The 14,664-nt window shown below is 46.3% G+C and carries 15 protein-coding genes and 4 pseudogenes; 15 read left to right on the top strand and 4 right to left on the bottom strand.

Going from position 1 to position 14,664, the window contains the following annotated elements; translation table 11 throughout:
* Positions 1-126: 126 nt before the first annotated feature.
* The 10 genes from JK216_RS11055 (at position 127) to JK216_RS11010 (ending at position 8,733) form a co-directional block, all read left to right on the top strand.
* The gene (locus tag JK216_RS11055; RefSeq protein WP_212711815.1) at positions 127-945 is read left to right on the top strand and encodes a tetratricopeptide repeat protein; all 819 of its coding nucleotides are present in this window, start codon (positions 127-129) and stop codon (positions 943-945) included.
* The gene (locus JK216_RS11050; protein ID WP_212711814.1) at positions 929-1,312 is read left to right on the top strand and encodes a hypothetical protein; all 384 of its coding nucleotides are present in this window, start codon (positions 929-931) and stop codon (positions 1,310-1,312) included. The genes JK216_RS11055 and JK216_RS11050 overlap by 17 nt, the downstream gene beginning before the upstream one ends.
* A 70-nt stretch (positions 1,313-1,382) precedes the next feature.
* Entirely contained in the window at positions 1,383-2,036 is a 654-nt protein-coding gene (locus JK216_RS11045) for a Gp138 family membrane-puncturing spike protein (RefSeq protein WP_212711813.1), read from the top strand.
* A complete protein-coding gene (locus tag JK216_RS11040; RefSeq protein ID WP_212711812.1) occupies positions 2,033-2,386 on the top strand; it encodes a hypothetical protein in 354 nt (117 codons plus the stop codon). The genes JK216_RS11045 and JK216_RS11040 overlap by 4 nt, the downstream gene beginning before the upstream one ends.
* Complete coding sequence (locus JK216_RS11035) at positions 2,386-3,585, top strand: baseplate J/gp47 family protein (protein ID WP_212711811.1); 1,200 nt, start codon at positions 2,386-2,388, stop codon at positions 3,583-3,585. The genes JK216_RS11040 and JK216_RS11035 overlap by 1 nt, the downstream gene beginning before the upstream one ends.
* Positions 3,582-4,355, top strand: a complete 774-nt coding sequence (locus JK216_RS11030) for a DUF2612 domain-containing protein (RefSeq protein ID WP_212711810.1) — start codon at positions 3,582-3,584, stop codon at positions 4,353-4,355. The genes JK216_RS11035 and JK216_RS11030 overlap by 4 nt, the downstream gene beginning before the upstream one ends.
* Entirely contained in the window at positions 4,355-5,209 is an 855-nt protein-coding gene (locus JK216_RS11025; protein ID WP_212711809.1) for a phage tail protein, read from the top strand. Before JK216_RS11030 ends, JK216_RS11025 begins: the two co-directional genes overlap by 1 nt.
* Entirely contained in the window at positions 5,209-5,787 is a 579-nt protein-coding gene (locus JK216_RS11020) for a tail fiber assembly protein (protein ID WP_212711808.1), read from the top strand. Before JK216_RS11025 ends, JK216_RS11020 begins: the two co-directional genes overlap by 1 nt.
* A gap of 64 nt (positions 5,788-5,851) precedes the next feature.
* Positions 5,852-7,930 (top strand): hypothetical protein, encoded by a 2,079-nt coding sequence (locus JK216_RS11015; protein ID WP_212711807.1) that lies wholly within the window; start codon positions 5,852-5,854, stop codon positions 7,928-7,930.
* The gene (locus JK216_RS11010) at positions 7,930-8,733 is read left to right on the top strand and encodes a hypothetical protein (protein WP_212711806.1); all 804 of its coding nucleotides are present in this window, start codon (positions 7,930-7,932) and stop codon (positions 8,731-8,733) included. Before JK216_RS11015 ends, JK216_RS11010 begins: the two co-directional genes overlap by 1 nt.
* A gap of 107 nt (positions 8,734-8,840) precedes the next feature.
* On the opposite strand, the gene JK216_RS11005 is transcribed toward JK216_RS11010, so the two are convergent.
* Positions 8,841-9,731: an FRG domain-containing protein gene (locus JK216_RS11005; protein WP_212711805.1), complete on the bottom strand. Its 891-nt coding sequence runs from the start codon at positions 9,729-9,731 to the stop codon at positions 8,841-8,843.
* Positions 9,732-10,148: 417 nt separating this feature from the next.
* Here JK216_RS11005 and JK216_RS11000 point away from each other — a divergent pair.
* Both JK216_RS11000 and JK216_RS10995 read left to right on the top strand, forming a co-directional pair.
* Positions 10,149-10,316 (top strand): annotated as a pseudogene (locus JK216_RS11000) (NADP-dependent isocitrate dehydrogenase); the annotation flags it as partial.
* Positions 10,317-10,626: 310 nt separating this feature from the next.
* A pseudogene (locus tag JK216_RS10995) lies at positions 10,627-10,766 on the top strand (transposase); the annotation flags it as partial.
* Positions 10,767-10,819: 53 nt separating this feature from the next.
* Here JK216_RS10995 and tssD read toward each other — a convergent pair.
* From tssD to JK216_RS10980, 3 genes and pseudogenes are all read right to left on the bottom strand, one after another.
* Positions 10,820-11,299 carry a type VI secretion system tube protein TssD gene (tssD, locus tag JK216_RS10990; protein WP_212711804.1) on the bottom strand — a complete coding sequence of 160 codons (480 nt, stop codon included), beginning with the start codon at positions 11,297-11,299 and terminating at the stop codon, positions 10,820-10,822.
* Positions 11,300-11,538: 239 nt separating this feature from the next.
* A complete protein-coding gene (locus tag JK216_RS10985; RefSeq protein ID WP_212710628.1) occupies positions 11,539-12,231 on the bottom strand; it encodes a hypothetical protein in 693 nt (230 codons plus the stop codon).
* 149 nt (positions 12,232-12,380) lie between these two features.
* Positions 12,381-12,728 (bottom strand): annotated as a pseudogene (locus JK216_RS10980) (SAM-dependent DNA methyltransferase); the annotation flags it as partial.
* 134 nt (positions 12,729-12,862) lie between these two features.
* Here JK216_RS10980 and JK216_RS10975 point away from each other — a divergent pair.
* The 3 genes and pseudogenes from JK216_RS10975 to JK216_RS10970 form a co-directional block, all read left to right on the top strand.
* Positions 12,863-13,137: pseudogene (locus tag JK216_RS10975) on the top strand (transposase); the annotation flags it as partial.
* A gap of 216 nt (positions 13,138-13,353) precedes the next feature.
* On the top strand, positions 13,354-13,485 hold the full coding sequence (locus JK216_RS17150; protein ID WP_283092858.1) for a hypothetical protein: 132 nt from the start codon (positions 13,354-13,356) through the stop codon (positions 13,483-13,485).
* Between the two features lie 114 nt (positions 13,486-13,599).
* Positions 13,600-14,598: a hypothetical protein gene (locus JK216_RS10970; protein ID WP_212711803.1), complete on the top strand. Its 999-nt coding sequence runs from the start codon at positions 13,600-13,602 to the stop codon at positions 14,596-14,598.
* Positions 14,599-14,664 lie beyond the last annotated feature (66 nt).

Raw genomic sequence — 14,664 nt, 5'->3', positions numbered from 1 at the left:
GCTAAAGTGAACATACAGTACTATTGAAGTCGTAGCTGCTCATTGACTCGATGTGTGTTTAGTAAGACAATCCATCGCCCCATACCATGGGGAACTTTCAGGCATCAAACCGAATAGTGAGACTTTGTGACACAGGTAAAGACGCAAGTACAAAGGGATATTGATACAACTAATCGTATACTGGCTAACTTACAACCATATCTATTTTTCGAGCAGGAAATTAGTGATTTCGTTGCTCAAAGGATGTTGGCTCAAGCTGAGGAAATCCGCACTGAAGGGTTGAGGTACGTTACTTTAGGAAGCCTGTACTACTCACTGAACAACCCTGATCGTGGGTCTGAGTTCATGGAAGAGGCACTTAAGTTACGTCCTGATGACGGTGTGACTTGGCGTCAGTATTCTCTTTGTGCATTTTGGCGCAAGGGACCAATAGAGGCTCGTGAGATTGCGAGACGCTCTGTCGATCATGTTTTTAGTTCTTCAATCGCACGTGATGGTTTATTTTACGCCTTGAGTAGTGGCGATTTCATTTTTATGGAAGAAATGTACTCTCGTCTTGAAAAGTCCAATAAGGTCAATGAAGTTTTCCCTAAGGGGTTTGAACGTGAGAGGCATGACATGGAAAATGGCATGAACTATCTGGAACTAGCTAAAAGAACAGGTAAGACTGATACAATCAAGCAGTTAGCTACTCTCATGTATGATAAACTCAATCTGGGGCAGAAGCTTTCTGCTGTAACCCATTTAATCGATGTTTCTATTGATCCGGATGAAACCTCATTGCTATACGAATTGCACGTTCATGGACTTGAATCCAAAGCTTGTTCTGACATGAACCTGAGTTTAATCGCTAATCGAGCCCAGGAAGGGCTAGTTGACTGGGATGTTGGTGCTATTTTTGTGAGCAAACCAGAGGAAGACAACGCACATGCCAGTAACGCCTGATGACTTTCTTGATCTAGCTTGTGACTTCAACTCTGCTGCTGATGAAATGCAACTTAGAAATTCTGTCAGCAGGGCATACTATTCGGCATATTTACATGTTATTGAAAGGGTAAAAGCTGCTGGTATTTTGCTTACGAATGCACCTTCCGGCATGCATGAGAAGTTGATACATTCTCTAAATTCCAACCTTTGCAATGCATTGAACGGAGGTATGAAACCAGTGGAGCAATATGAGTTAGCTGGTGCCTTATCGCTTGCGAAACAGCTGCGGACAAAATCTGATTACAAATTATCGGAAACAGTGGATCAGTCAAACAAAGACACTGCTATAGATGGTGCTAAAGCGATAAAGGCTATGGTCCCATAAACCAATATTTACGATATTTAATTTAATAGAAACCCGCTCCGGCGGGTTTTTTATTGCCTGGAGTAAACCAATGGCTGTATCTGATAAGACCAAAAGCGGCGCTTTGGCTGAGGTTCTCGTATCCGAACGAAAGAAGATTAACGAAAAACTGCGCGTAGCTATGCCGGGGATCATTCAGTCATTTGATGCTGAAGCGGTGACCGCAGTTATTCAGCCTGCTATCCGATATATCGAGCGTGATAATAACGGTAATCAAACTACAAGTGATTACCCTTTGCTGGTGGATGTTCCGGTGGTATTCCCCCGGGGCGGCGGCTGTACTCTTACTTTCCCTGTCAAAGAAGGTGATGAGTGTCTGGTGATCTTTGCCGACCGATGTATTGATTTCTGGTGGCAGAGTGGCGGGGTTCAGGAACCTGCTGACGGGCGCATGCACGATTTGTCTGACGCTTTTGCCATTGTCGGGCCACAGTCTCAGTCAAAGAAAATCAGTGGTATCAGCACTACAGCAACTCAGTTACGTAGCGATGATGGAGCTACATCACTAAGCCTCAATCCGACCACTGGCGCTATCTCCGGAGTTGCTCCTGGTGGTTTTAACCTTAATGGTCTGAAAATCTCCGGAAACGGCCAGTTAACGCTGGTGGATGGTTCTGTAGTTGATGGCCACACACACGGCGGGGTCGAGAAAGGTGGCGTTGATACGGAGCCGTTATCACCATGAGATACAGACGCGAAGATGACGACGGGGATTATACGTTCGGCCAGGGTGATGATACCTGGCTGATTAACTCACCCGAAACAGTGGCCCAGGCTATTAAAACCCGCTTTATGCTCTGGTACGGGCAGTGGTTTCTCGATACGACAGAAGGCACACCATGGATTCAGTCTGTTCTGGGAAAGCAAAGGCCAGAAACCTACAGCCTGGCAATTCGCCAGCGCATTCTCGGTACACAGGGCGTCATTGCTGTTACCGACTTCAATACCACAGTTGATGGCCGTACGCGGCGGGTAACGTTTACCGCAACGGTTGAAACTATCTACGGAACGACGACAGTAACCTCGGAGGCGTAATGGCCTTAGATTTAGACACACTCGGCTTATCGGCAACGGTAACCGCTGAGGGGATTAGTGCGCCCGATTATCAGACCATACTGGACACTATCACTGATTATTTTCAGCAGATTTATGGCAGTGATGCTTATCTGGAACCGGACAGCAAAGACGGGCAGATGGTTGCTCTTGTGGCGCTGGCTATCCACGACGCGAACAATACAGCTATTGCTGTGTATAGGTCGTTTTCTCCGTCCACGGCCTTATCAGATGCTCTGACGAGTAACGTTAAAATAAACGGAATTTCCCGACAGGCAGCAACAAGCTCAACCGTTGATCTGACGCTAACCGGCACTGTCGGAGCCACAATCACAAGCGGTACCGTCCGGGACACCAACAGTATTATCTGGAATCTTCCTGATTCCGTGGTGATCGGCACTGACGGTACCGTGGTAGCCACGGCAACATGTGCCAGTTCGGGGGCAGTAGCGGCGCTGGCAAACAGCGTGACGATAATAAACACGCCGACCAGGGGCTGGGTTTCTGTGACTAACCCGCTGGCGGCCACTGTAGGCGCTGATGCTGAAACCGATACGCAATTGCGCGTCAGACAGTCACAGAGTGTTGCTCTGGCATCGCTGACGCCATTTGATGCTGTTGATGGTGCAATCGCTAATGTGTCTGGAGTAACGCGACACAAACTGTTTGAAAACGATACAGAATCAACGGATGCCAATGGTCTGCCGGCACATTCCATTTCGGCCATTGTTGAGGGCGGCGATGCCACAGAGATTGCGACCACTCTCCGGAGCGTAAAGGGGCAGGGTGTCACTACGTACGGAACTACCAGCGTTGTCGTGACAGATGCCTACGGAAACCCCTATACCATCCGTTTCTCCCGGCCAATTGATGTTCCTGTTTATGTATCAATCACTCTGCAGGCTCTGACCGGTTACACATCTGATATTGGCGATGAGATAAAAACTGCGGTCGCTGCATACATCAACGATCTGGCAATCGGTAACAGTATTCTGCTGAGTCGTGTTTACTCGCCTGCAAACCTCGGCGTTGTGAGTGGTGGAAACGCAAAGTATTACGACATTCTGGAGCTGATGATCGGCACTTCAGCAGCTGGTGTTGCCGAGGCAAACCTGATAATTGCTTATGATGAATCGGCATCCTGTTCAGTTGATAACATCGAAATAACGGTGGCAACATGAGCAAATACACCGACCTGATAACGAACTATCACGCAGGTAAGCCAAAGTTTTTTAACCATGTTGACCTTTCCACCCGACCCCTCATTGATGTATCAACCGCCACTTCTGACCTTGTTTCAGCCTTTGATATTGATGAAGCCGTGGGTGATCAGCTGGATATCCTCGGTGAATGGATAGGTGTGGACCGTGCAGTAGCGGCCCCGATATCAGGCATTTTCCTTGAGTGGGATACAGAGCGCGTCGGGTGGGACCAGGGGGTGTGGCTTGGGCCATATCAGTCCCCTGATGCTATTACCAACCTAAGTGATGATATATACCGAATAGTCTTGAAAGCCAGGGTAGGAATTAACAACTGGAACGGCCAAAACGGGACACTCCCGGCAATTCTTGATACTGCACTGGCTGGAACCGGAATAAAAATGATTGTCGTGGACAACCAGGACATGACTATCACAGTTCTTATTGTTATCGACCCTGATTATCTGATGCAGGAAACGGACAGGCTGATATTCGACTCAGGGATGAACAGGGGGCCTTTCGTTGTTCTTCCTGATGATTATACCCCCTCGCGATACGACATAAATCCTATCGACAAACTCCCTGCAGAGTTCGTATTCGTCATCCGTGCAGGTCTTCTGACAGTGAAGGCTGCCGGTGTGAGGATCCGCGGGACAGTTACACCATCCAATGGCTATAAATTTTTTGGCTTTGATATTGATAACGAATATATCGCCGGATTTGAATTCGGTGCATGGGGAGAAGATTTCTGATGGCAGAAAATGATTTCAAGGCATTCGCAATAGCCGCCGGTTCTAACGTTACAACACAAAGCGAATGGGAAGGTCTGATTGCTCTTTCAACCGGCTTTACCGCAGGCGTGGCCAGTTCTGCGCAGGTCAATAAAGCGTTGCGACAAAGTTCGGTGATGTCGAGCATTCTGGCGCAGTTTATGGCTGATACCACAGGTTCTGACATTCTTGACAACGGAGATACTTCAGGTCTGCTTACGTTACTTAAAACGGCACTGAAGGGGGTAGCGCAGAGTGAAATACCGGTAGGTACGCCAATTCAGTGGCCATCTGACACGTTGCCATCGTCCGGATTTGCTTTTATGCAGGGGCAAACGTTCTCAACAACGGCATATCCATTGCTGGCTATTGCCTATCCCAGCGGTGTTATCCCTGACATGCGCGGGCAGACTGTTAAAGGTAAGCCCGCCAGCGGCCGTGCTGTATTGTCTACAGAAGCTGACGGAAACCAGGCACACATCCATACAGCAACGGCGTCTTCAACAGATCTGGGAACGAAAACAACCAGTACCGATGCCGGGCATACCCACCCGTTTCAGGATGTCTATGATGCATTCAGAGATGAAGACCTTAATACTGGCACTTACGGCAATGGAACGACTAACCTCGGAAATAACTGGATAGCCTCGGGTACGTCGGATTCAGGAGGAAACACCAATGGAGTTTACCGTAATGCCACAACCTCAACCGGTGGAAGTCATGCCCACACAATGGTCATGGGACCTCATGGGCACACCATTACCGTTGCCTCTCAGGGGAACAGTGAAACCACTGTTAAAAACGTCGCCTTTAACTTCTTAGTGAGACTCGCATAATGGCCTTTGAACTGTCAGAAGAAAAACAATCAGTCACTGTATACCATTTCCACCAGGAGACAGGCGAGCTACTGGGGCATGAAGATATTACCGTGCCGCCTCATACCGGACTGCCGGCAGGAAGTACGGTTATATCTCCCGGGGATGACTCAGCCGGGAATGCTGCCATATATGACGTTACTACCGAAATCTGGTCACTGACTGAAGACCATCGGGGAAAAACTGTTTACAGCACTGTTAACGGTGATGCGCAGGAAATTACCGGCCTGGGTCCATTGCCTGATGGCGTAACGACCATCGCACCGGCCAACAACTATCAAAAATGGGATGGGTCTGCGTGGATTGATGATCCGGACACAAAACACCAGGCGGAAGTGAGTAGTGCAACATCGAAACTGTCAGCCTTGATGGCCCAGGCTAATGAAAAAATAACGATTCTTAACGATGCTGCTGAGTTGGGTATTCAGACTGCTGAAGAAGCCACTCAGTTGACGGAATGGAAAAAATACCGCGTCCTTCTTAGCCGAATCAACATAATCACAGCGCCAGATATTGACTGGCCAGAAATTCCTGCCTGATTTAATTTTGAGGTAAAACCTTATGCCTTTTTATTTAACGCGGAACTCTGTTCCGTCTACTGACATGCGCGACATATTCGACAATGCTCAGGTGCTCGATAGCCTGATAAACGGTGATGCAACTGAAGTCACTGGCCGCACGGGAAAGGAACTGAAAAGTATTGCCTATCTGCAGGGTGTACTGACATCTCTCGATGTTGGCAGCTTCACATTCGCGGATACCATAGCAGGCCTGGCAGGCACGACTGACGGGCAGTATTTCAGAACGCCTGACCCTGCAGGGGAGGCTGCTTTTATCTATTACGCCAACAATTCTGGTGCTGCGGATGAAGTGGCAAAAACGGTCAGTGCCAGCAGTCTTCAGTTTATTGATGGTCAGGGTTTCCATTTTACAGATACTGAAGGGTTTCAGTACGGAGCTCTGACTATCGGGGAAAACGGCCCGAAACTGAGTGGAATTAATGAAGTGGGGCTGGATGATATCAGGCTGCTGGTGTCCGGTAAAAATCTCCTGGCCTTCAGGGACAGCGAAGGGTTCAGTGTGGATTTTACAGTACTGTTGAGTCAGGTAGCCGATCTGGAGAGAATGAACCCTCAGGGGGTCACATTCAGCAAAACACAGGATGCTGACATTAAAATCGGCGACTCAGAAGGATTCGAATTCAGCGTCAGGAAGTCTGATGATAATCAGAAGAAATCTGTTGAACAGTCAAATCAGAGAATAGCGGCATTAGAGTCTGACGGCAATGCTGCCGCATTTATTCCCCTGCAACTTGAAAGCGCTGCTCAGGCCGCTATGCAGGATAACTTCGGCAGATTTAACCCCCTGGTGACACAGATGCGAAAAGGGCTGAATATATTTATTATCTTTGGCCAGTCCCTGTCTGTTGGAGCCCAGTCTTATACTGCCGTGACACGGGCTGCCAGTACTCAGGGAAATTTAATGCTGGGTAATTCTCCGCGTGGCCAGCACAGTGAAATGACTACTGATATAAACTTTGATGCTCTGGGCGGCAATGTTTATAACCCTTTGATCGAGTGCCGGCAGGCGAATGACGGGACAATCATTACTGATTCGACAGATGCGGGGAGTGGTGAGTTCTTTGGCGAGACGATGCTTTCCGGTCTGCTGGAGTCAGTTAAATGGCTGCATAACCGGTCCGTCGGGGAAATTAATGACGAGTCAGTTGTACTCGCTGGTTCTTGCGTAGGTGCAGCGGGGTCAAGCATTGAGAAGCTGAGTAAAGGGGCAGCAGAAAATTATTACAACAGGTATCTGACATGTCTTGCCGGGCATATGGAGGCAGCAAAGGCCGCGGGTTATACCGATGTCCAGGTAGCCGGCATCATGTACATCCAGGGTGAAAACAATGCATGGAGTGATACCGCAGACTATCAAGCTAAGCTGTTAACACTTAAAGGCAACCTTCAGACTGATGCAATGACTGCCACCGGGCAGGCAGACACTCCGGCGTTCTTCCTTTATCAGATCGGCGGCACATACCAGCCTGACGAAATGAGTCTGACGTCAGGTGCACCTATGGCGTACATGAATATCGTAAGGGAAAACCCTGACGTATTTTTTGTGGGCAATGAATTCGGCTACCCCAATGTAGGGGCGCATATGTACGCCAATTCATACCGCTGGTTTGCCAGTCGTGCGGCTAAAGTGGTTTTTGGTACCCTGACAGGCTTTCGTCACCGTGAATTCCGTCCGGATGACGCAGTGTACTCCGGAGATGCGGTTTATCTGAGCTTTCGTGTTCCGTCACCTCCTGTCACTTCCCGTGATTTCTACATACTGAACCAGGCAACAAATACCGGTGACATGGGGATCACTGTGACTGATGAAAACGGGAGCCTCTCAGGAAATGACCTGACGGTTTCCATTCATTCGCCATACGTACTAAAAATTATCCCCGCGAGAAGCCTGAGCGGCGATATATCTGTGTCAGTCGGCGATAAAACACACTCAGGCTGTAACAGTATCGCTGACAGTGATGACCAGTTATCTCTGTTCACCTGGAAGTATTACGGCGACTCCGGACAAAGAGAGGAAGAAAACATTCCGGCGCTTCTTAATCAGCCGTACCCGATGTTTAACCGCTCAGCTAACTATTTTATTAATGTAAGGAAAATATAATGTCAGGACTTCAGGTTATCTCTCAGTCGTCGATTATGGACTCTGCAAATTCAGTTACATTACCTGCCGCAAATGATGCACTGGCCGGGGCTTATTTCTTTAGTGCCGGTGCTATCGGGAAAAACTACGGTGCCGGCCCTCTGCCTGTCGTGAATGGCACACTTACGCAGAAAGAAGACTTCGGGGCAGCAATTGATGAAACCAACTTTATTGATACACAAATAACTCCCGGCGCGAACGGGCTTTGTATCATCAGCCTGGTAAAAGTACCGGCATCATTTGTTACCGGTGATGCATGGCAGATGGTCGGAACCTGGGGAGAGTATGATTTAAGCGGTAACGATATTCTGGGTAATGGCCTGGCGCTGGCTGACAGTCAGATTTACTCACTGGCGGGTGCCGCCAAAAATAATGTGAATGGCAGTCAGTCCGGATCATTCAATGCTGCCATGGGCGTATCGACTCAGCCGGTCAGTGCCGGTCAGGTCAAGTTGTTCTCTGCTAACTGTGGCGTGACAGCGACGGGCATTATCAATACGGTTGAGGATATGCTGTCATTAAAATCAGACACAAAAACGCTGAATAACGACAGCAGTAACACTTACTCTATGCTGCAGAACCGGAGGAGCACTATTAAACTTGGCCGGTACGGAGATTACAAACGCTCAACTGATACATGGGTATATGACGGCGTGCATTACGCTCATCTAATTTTTGACAGACTACTGACTGATGCTGAACTCAAATCAGTCGGTATCTGGTTAAAAAATTATGCATCAAAGCGTGGTCTGACTATCGTCTAATAGCCTTATGAGCATCACTAATCCACCATTCATCGATCCGGCCAGCAAAAACTGTTTGCGACAGTCGGCGCTGGCCGGTTTATTACTGACTGAGATGCTTTAATAGGTTACTCTTTTTTGTGTAGGCTCATTACTTGATTCGCGATTCCTTTATAACCAGGATAAATACGAGCCTCCCCATATCCATGATTGATTAATTTAAGGTGGAGATCTCTAGCTTCAGATTGTGGGAGTATTAGTTTAATAAAAACTTTATCTCTATCTTGAGTTTCTAATTGTATGAAATGTTCAAGCCTTTTTTCAAGAGAGGTTCTGTTGACGGGTATTAAATTACTATTGGGAGAATTAAAGTTAAACTTTGTTGTCATGTGCGTAAATAATCCACTTTGCGCATATAAGTTATTGTTATCAGAGTATGGTGGGGTGACAATTTTTACTGGAAAATTGGCGTTGAAGTTTGATAGAAAGGATATTAACTCAGCATTTAGACACCATATAACAATGTTGCCATTCGTTGCACTTACTCCGCTCGCAGCAAAATAAGCAGATATAAATGGGTCATAAGTCCAGTCTAATAGTCTTGTCGGAATACCATAATGCTGAGCTAGTGCGGTTGTTTCTAATAATTCTGAGGGAATCCATTCTGAATTATTATCAGTTTTTATTGCAAAGCTGAGGTCATAGGCGGCCACCAGGGACTTCCTTATCTCATCCGACAAGGGGACTTTAAGTCCGTGTTTATCTGATAACTTATAGAATTCCCTTATTAACTTAAACTCATGCTGTATTTGATAGTATTCATACTGGCTATTTTGTTTTCCCCTAGGGTATGCGTTGTCAGAGAGAAATCTATAATTATCCCTTAGTACACTAGGGATGAGTTCATATTTTTCGTCCGAGTGCCCCCTGAAAACATACCCTTTTAGCCCATTATTCCAACTGCAAAGATAGTTGAGCAAGTCTACGGACTTATCAAACTTTATTTCTGTTATAATCATTAATTTTATTAAACCTCATGTGGAATAAAAATCAATATATTTTAAATTAATTACTCAGGTGTTATGGGATTTGTCTTTTTAAATAATGGTTTCCTTTTTCTGTATAGGACGTAATAGAGGTTGTATATATGACAATCAAATAGAAGTAAAGATTATTCTTGTAGTCAAGTAGGCTATCAAAGTGCAGTTATCAGATTTACGGGCTGTCTCTATCTAGTAGCGCATAGTATTAGTTACACAATTAAACCCGCCGAAGCGGGTTTGACCTGGTGATAATCTAACTCAGAGTGTTCTGCAAAACTATTTCTAACTTGTTGATCATCATGAATTAATGTACATCGTCAGATAACACCAAAAATTCAATTCTGAACTAATGTTTTACTCTTTAAAACAGTAACTTATTTTATTCCTGTCTCCGTAATGCTGCGTCATATGGGCTGGACCGAAGCAGCTGATTTAATCATTAAAGGTATGGAAGGCGCTATCGCCGCTAAAACCGTCACCTACGATTTCGAACGCCTGATGGATGGCGCTAAGCTGCTGAAATCCTCAGAGTTTGGTGATGCGATCATCAGCCATATGTAATCACAGATAACCGCTGATACATTAGAACGGGTTCTGAAAAGAGCCCGTTTTTTTATGCCCGAAAACCTTTCCCCAAAAACCCTCGGCATGTGGTCTGTATTTCATCAACATTTTTTACTTTTTGACCCCAAAATACTGTCATTTTGGGTGGGGGAGTTTGCCTAAGGATTCAGTGAGTAACTCTCTGGTAATCCCCCCGTAAAACCGGTGTGTTTATAAACAGAATTTTCTACTCACCTGAATTCAGGGGGATTTCTATGATCCGAAAGGCAGCTAAGCTCACCGGTCACGCTTTACAGACAGCCAGATCATGCCATTGTTAAGCAGGCTGAAGAGGGTACCCCGGTTCCGGAACTGTGCCGGGAACATGGCATCAGCAGTGCCAGTTTTTATAACTGGTGTTCGAAGTTTGGCGGGATGGATGCTGCCCTCATGTCCCGTCTGAAAGAGCCGGAAGCTCTACTTTACACCGGTACTGAACAAAGGGAAGAGATCAATTGTCATCAGGCACAGCAACGATCGTTCCATGAATCACGATAGATAATATTACCCTCCGTATACTTCCAGGCTATCGTCTCATAACGCAATTCAAGTATTTCAAGATGAGTGCTGCTCGTGCCATTAGGGGCAAGATAAGGGGAAATAGTCGTGATTTTGACGTTGTCCAGAATGATATTGAAATATTCCGACTCAATGCCCGATTCAAGTATTCGGTACATCCTGATTATGGCTTTTTTCAGCGTGCGACCTTCACATACGGCGCGATACAGAGCAGGTGTCGTCTGGTCAAATTCTTTCACTATCGTGATCGGACTATGAACGCGCGTTCCGGTAAGCTTTCCCCGGATGGGATCTACTGGAATGGTTACACCATGCGAAAATGATTTTAACTCAATTGAGCCCGGACGCAGTGGCATTAGACAACTGCCAACAATCGGCGATCCGTTTTCATCTTCAAGCCATAAATGAGCGGGAGCAGACATATAATTTCCTTATCAGTGATGATTTAAATAGCTGCGATATTCGCGCTGTCACCATTTACAGTAACGTGTAAAAATAACAATCATAACTATGGCGAATACGCCTATAGGCCAGACAGGGCTGTCAGGAAAAAAATATCCCTGAAGCAGTGCGAAAATAATCGTGAGGATCACAGGCCCGTACAGTGATGATAAAAACCTGAGTTGCCACAGTAGGAATTTCTTTAGTGATTGAATCATGGTTATCTGACCATCCGGGTGATGATGTTTGCTATACCGGAATCAGACGACCATTGTGCTTCAAGTGCGCCCGCGCGCTCGAAGACTGGTTCAATCAGGAAATACATCATTTCCAGTTGTTGCATGTAAAGTGCAGAGTAATAGGCTGGGTACTGGACGAGCAGACGGCGGGCACTATCCGCCGCTTTCTGAACCAAGCCATATGTAGCCACTATTCCTGCAGCCGTACCTGCTGTTCGTCCCGTAAGGGCACTGAGTTGCATACTTAGATTCAGTCCAATACGGACGCTGGTAGCGACCGCTAAAGCGTACCCTGCACCTGTAAGGGTGCTGGCAGCTATATGGACATTCACGGCCATAAGCGCTTTTTTAATATGTTCTAATTGTTCACTGGTTTTGTATTTAAATATTTTTTCAAAGTAGATCCGAAGCATTTCATAGACAACGTCACCATGCTGGATAATACGAATAACAGCATTCCTGAAGCGCAGGTCTTCCGTCTTTTGCTGCTGGCAAACATCGTTATATTCATCGGTAAAACAGGACGTGTAATACAGCAGGCGGGTCGCCCCCTTCCCTAATGTATCAACCTGGTTTCTGATCTGTTCGCCGACAGCAGAAACAGCATGATCGAGCTTCAGTGCAAGAATCTTGCTGGCCTGTAGGTAACTGATGACTTCATTGTTGTTGTACATAACCGCTCCTTGCTAATTTTCATTAAATCCATTTGTTCGCTTTTTGTCCGATGGAAGGAGTTTATAACTATACAGACTGAGGCATATTGTCAACGCTACGATGATACAGAATATAAAAAACGCTCCCGGGCGGGAGCGCTATGGTGTAATTATGCGACCTTGTTTCGCAGTGAATACAGACGAAGCGACCAGTTACCGGGATAGTGGCCCGGCGTCAGCAGTCCCCACCGCTGTTCGTCACTCAATACGTTGCCAATGACGCTCTCTCCGGCCACGCCGCAGAGCGACAGCTGGATATAGGCCATGTCAGCGGCCAGTGGATCAATATCCGTCGCGGAAAACCACAGATAGCGGTGTGAGGCGTAATCTGCCTGATTAAGAACGTCGGCAAAAGCCAGTACCATGCAACCGGCACCACAGGCAGGCTCGCTGAGAGTGAGGAAAGGTTTTTCATCAAACATTGCCCTCACATCTCCCGGCTACAGTTGCGCCATCATTCTGTCCACATCCGGTAATCCCCCCCGAAAAACCGGGGTGTTTATAAACAAAATTTTTTACTCACCTGAATTCAGGGGGATGTCTATGACCCGAAGGGCAGCGAAGCTCACCGGTTACGTTTACAGACAGCGAGATCATTGCCATTGTTAAGCAGGCTGAAGAGGGTACCCCGGTTCCGGAACTGTGCCGGGAACATGGCATCAGCAGTGCCAGTTTTTATAACTGGTGTTCGAAGTTTGGCGGGATGGATGCTGCCCTCATGTCCCGTCTGAAAGAGCCGGAACAGGAAAACCGTCGTCTCAAAAAGAGGTATGCCGGATAACGGCTGAAATCTGAAATCATTCAGGAAGCCATGGCAAAACAGTGGTAAGGCCATCGCATCGGAAGCTGATGGCACAAGAAGCGGTCCGGCTTCGGCAAATCAGTAGTCGTTTTGCCTGCCATTATCGAGCTAACCTGCCCGCGGATTTGACCAGCAATTTTTTCCCGATGCGGAGGAAAAATTGAAAATGCACCGGGAAGATTTTTTACTATAACTTATTGAATTATAATCACATAATAATTTTCAGAGCTGTATAGAAAGCAAAAATCCCGCTTAATTTCCCTTAAGCGGGATTCTTTAATATGGCTTCTCTGACTGGGATCGCCTTTGCCAGTGACTGGTTAATAAGTAAGCTAAATCAGCATGACTTTTCTGTCAAGACCACCAGAATGACCACCGATTTTTTCTGGTTTTCCCTTCTGCATGTAAGTTGAGTACTATAGTTTGTACACCATCTCATCTATACTTTCCTTCAAACCAGATAAAGCGCAAAGAAGCTGTGCGGTAGATAAGCCAAGGATTGCTATATAACATCAGGAGCAAGATAAATGTTAGAAGGCCAACTAATTTTCTGCTCGGACTCCATATTACGCTTTCGCTCTGATTATGATGAAACAACAGCACTTCCGTTGCTATCAATCCAAAAAACTATTTCTGATACCGATCCCTTTTTTCTTCTCAGGTTTTTCCGTCATACAGTGATGATTGAAGAAGGAACAACGCTGGCGAATATTTTTTTTGCCATTGAGCCTTGGAAGGAACTGATAACCGCTTATTTAGATCGGGACGTTGGGGCCTATATTGACGAAGTAAGAAAACCATCCAAACCCACTACATGGGATCTTGAGTGGATTGGCATTGATCGCCAAATCTCTGTCTACCGAGCATACCAGAGTCAGGATATGGGAGACGGTGAGGATTTTACAACCTGGCTCAATCGTGAGCGGACCCCAATTGACGAATTTGATATAGAAAGTAGCTGCGATGCTTCCGGTTTTATCAAAGGTGATAAAGAACGTTGGAGCCTTAGTGAAAATGTTCACGAAATTAAAAATCTGCCAGTGATCCTCTACAATAAGCAAACGCTGATGACCTTGCAGAAGGATGAGTTACTAAGGGAAAGTGCCTCTGGGGTAAATAGTACCGATCGTAGTCGTTTTTTTTATGGGGATACCTCTTTTTCCTTCTATGAAGTGATGGAAGCGATTTTTATTAGCGGTTTGTTCTTCCATTCTCCTCTAGCGGCTGAAGGTAGTTATAAAGAGTTAAAAAATAATCTTTCTGGACCGGAAAACGAGGTATCGAAGGGGACTGAACCTAATCTCGCTGACAGTGGAGAAGATAAACAGCTAAAAATAGAAGTTGCCGATGGAGCCTTTGATTCCCTGATTACCCATATGGACTCTGAAACTGAGAACTGGCAGCTTATCAAGAAACAATGTCAAAAAGATGGCTTTTTGCCAGTCAGGATTGGGGTTATTACACCGGCAAAGCCGCCGGAGTTGTGCTTGTGTGGAGTGATTTGTCGGGATAGTAGTGGAGTTTAAGTTATTATCGATTTCTATAATGATCTTGAGGCGGAGGTTGAATTTATGTCACTGTTCTCAGCGAGA

Source organism: Tatumella sp. JGM94, assembly GCF_018257595.1.
Taxonomy (GTDB): domain Bacteria; phylum Pseudomonadota; class Gammaproteobacteria; order Enterobacterales; family Enterobacteriaceae; genus Tatumella; species Tatumella punctata.
This window is presented reverse-complemented; position numbering and strand designations above follow the sequence as displayed.

What these genes read in the sequence shown, in the direction of transcription:
- JK216_RS11050 (WP_212711814.1), top strand. Translation starts at nt 929, where the DNA reads ATGCCAGTAACGCCTGATGACTTTCTTGATCTAGCTTGTGACTTCAAC.
- JK216_RS11045 (WP_212711813.1), top strand. Translation starts at nt 1,383, where the DNA reads ATGGCTGTATCTGATAAGACCAAAAGCGGCGCTTTGGCTGAGGTTCTC.
- JK216_RS11040 (WP_212711812.1), top strand. Translation starts at nt 2,033, where the DNA reads ATGAGATACAGACGCGAAGATGACGACGGGGATTATACGTTCGGCCAG.
- JK216_RS11035 (WP_212711811.1), top strand. Translation starts at nt 2,386, where the DNA reads ATGGCCTTAGATTTAGACACACTCGGCTTATCGGCAACGGTAACCGCT.
- JK216_RS11030 (WP_212711810.1), top strand. Translation starts at nt 3,582, where the DNA reads ATGAGCAAATACACCGACCTGATAACGAACTATCACGCAGGTAAGCCA.
- JK216_RS11025 (WP_212711809.1), top strand. Translation starts at nt 4,355, where the DNA reads ATGGCAGAAAATGATTTCAAGGCATTCGCAATAGCCGCCGGTTCTAAC.
- JK216_RS11020 (WP_212711808.1), top strand. Translation starts at nt 5,209, where the DNA reads ATGGCCTTTGAACTGTCAGAAGAAAAACAATCAGTCACTGTATACCAT.
- JK216_RS11015 (WP_212711807.1), top strand. Translation starts at nt 5,852, where the DNA reads ATGCGCGACATATTCGACAATGCTCAGGTGCTCGATAGCCTGATAAAC.
- JK216_RS11010 (WP_212711806.1), top strand. Translation starts at nt 7,930, where the DNA reads ATGTCAGGACTTCAGGTTATCTCTCAGTCGTCGATTATGGACTCTGCA.
- JK216_RS11005 (WP_212711805.1), bottom strand. Translation starts at nt 9,731, where the DNA reads ATGATTATAACAGAAATAAAGTTTGATAAGTCCGTAGACTTGCTCAAC.
- tssD (WP_212711804.1), bottom strand. Translation starts at nt 11,299, where the DNA reads ATGTCTGCTCCCGCTCATTTATGGCTTGAAGATGAAAACGGATCGCCG.
- JK216_RS10985 (WP_212710628.1), bottom strand. Translation starts at nt 12,231, where the DNA reads ATGTACAACAACAATGAAGTCATCAGTTACCTACAGGCCAGCAAGATT.
- JK216_RS17150 (WP_283092858.1), top strand. Translation starts at nt 13,354, where the DNA reads ATGGCTTCTCTGACTGGGATCGCCTTTGCCAGTGACTGGTTAATAAGT.
- JK216_RS10970 (WP_212711803.1), top strand. Translation starts at nt 13,600, where the DNA reads ATGTTAGAAGGCCAACTAATTTTCTGCTCGGACTCCATATTACGCTTT.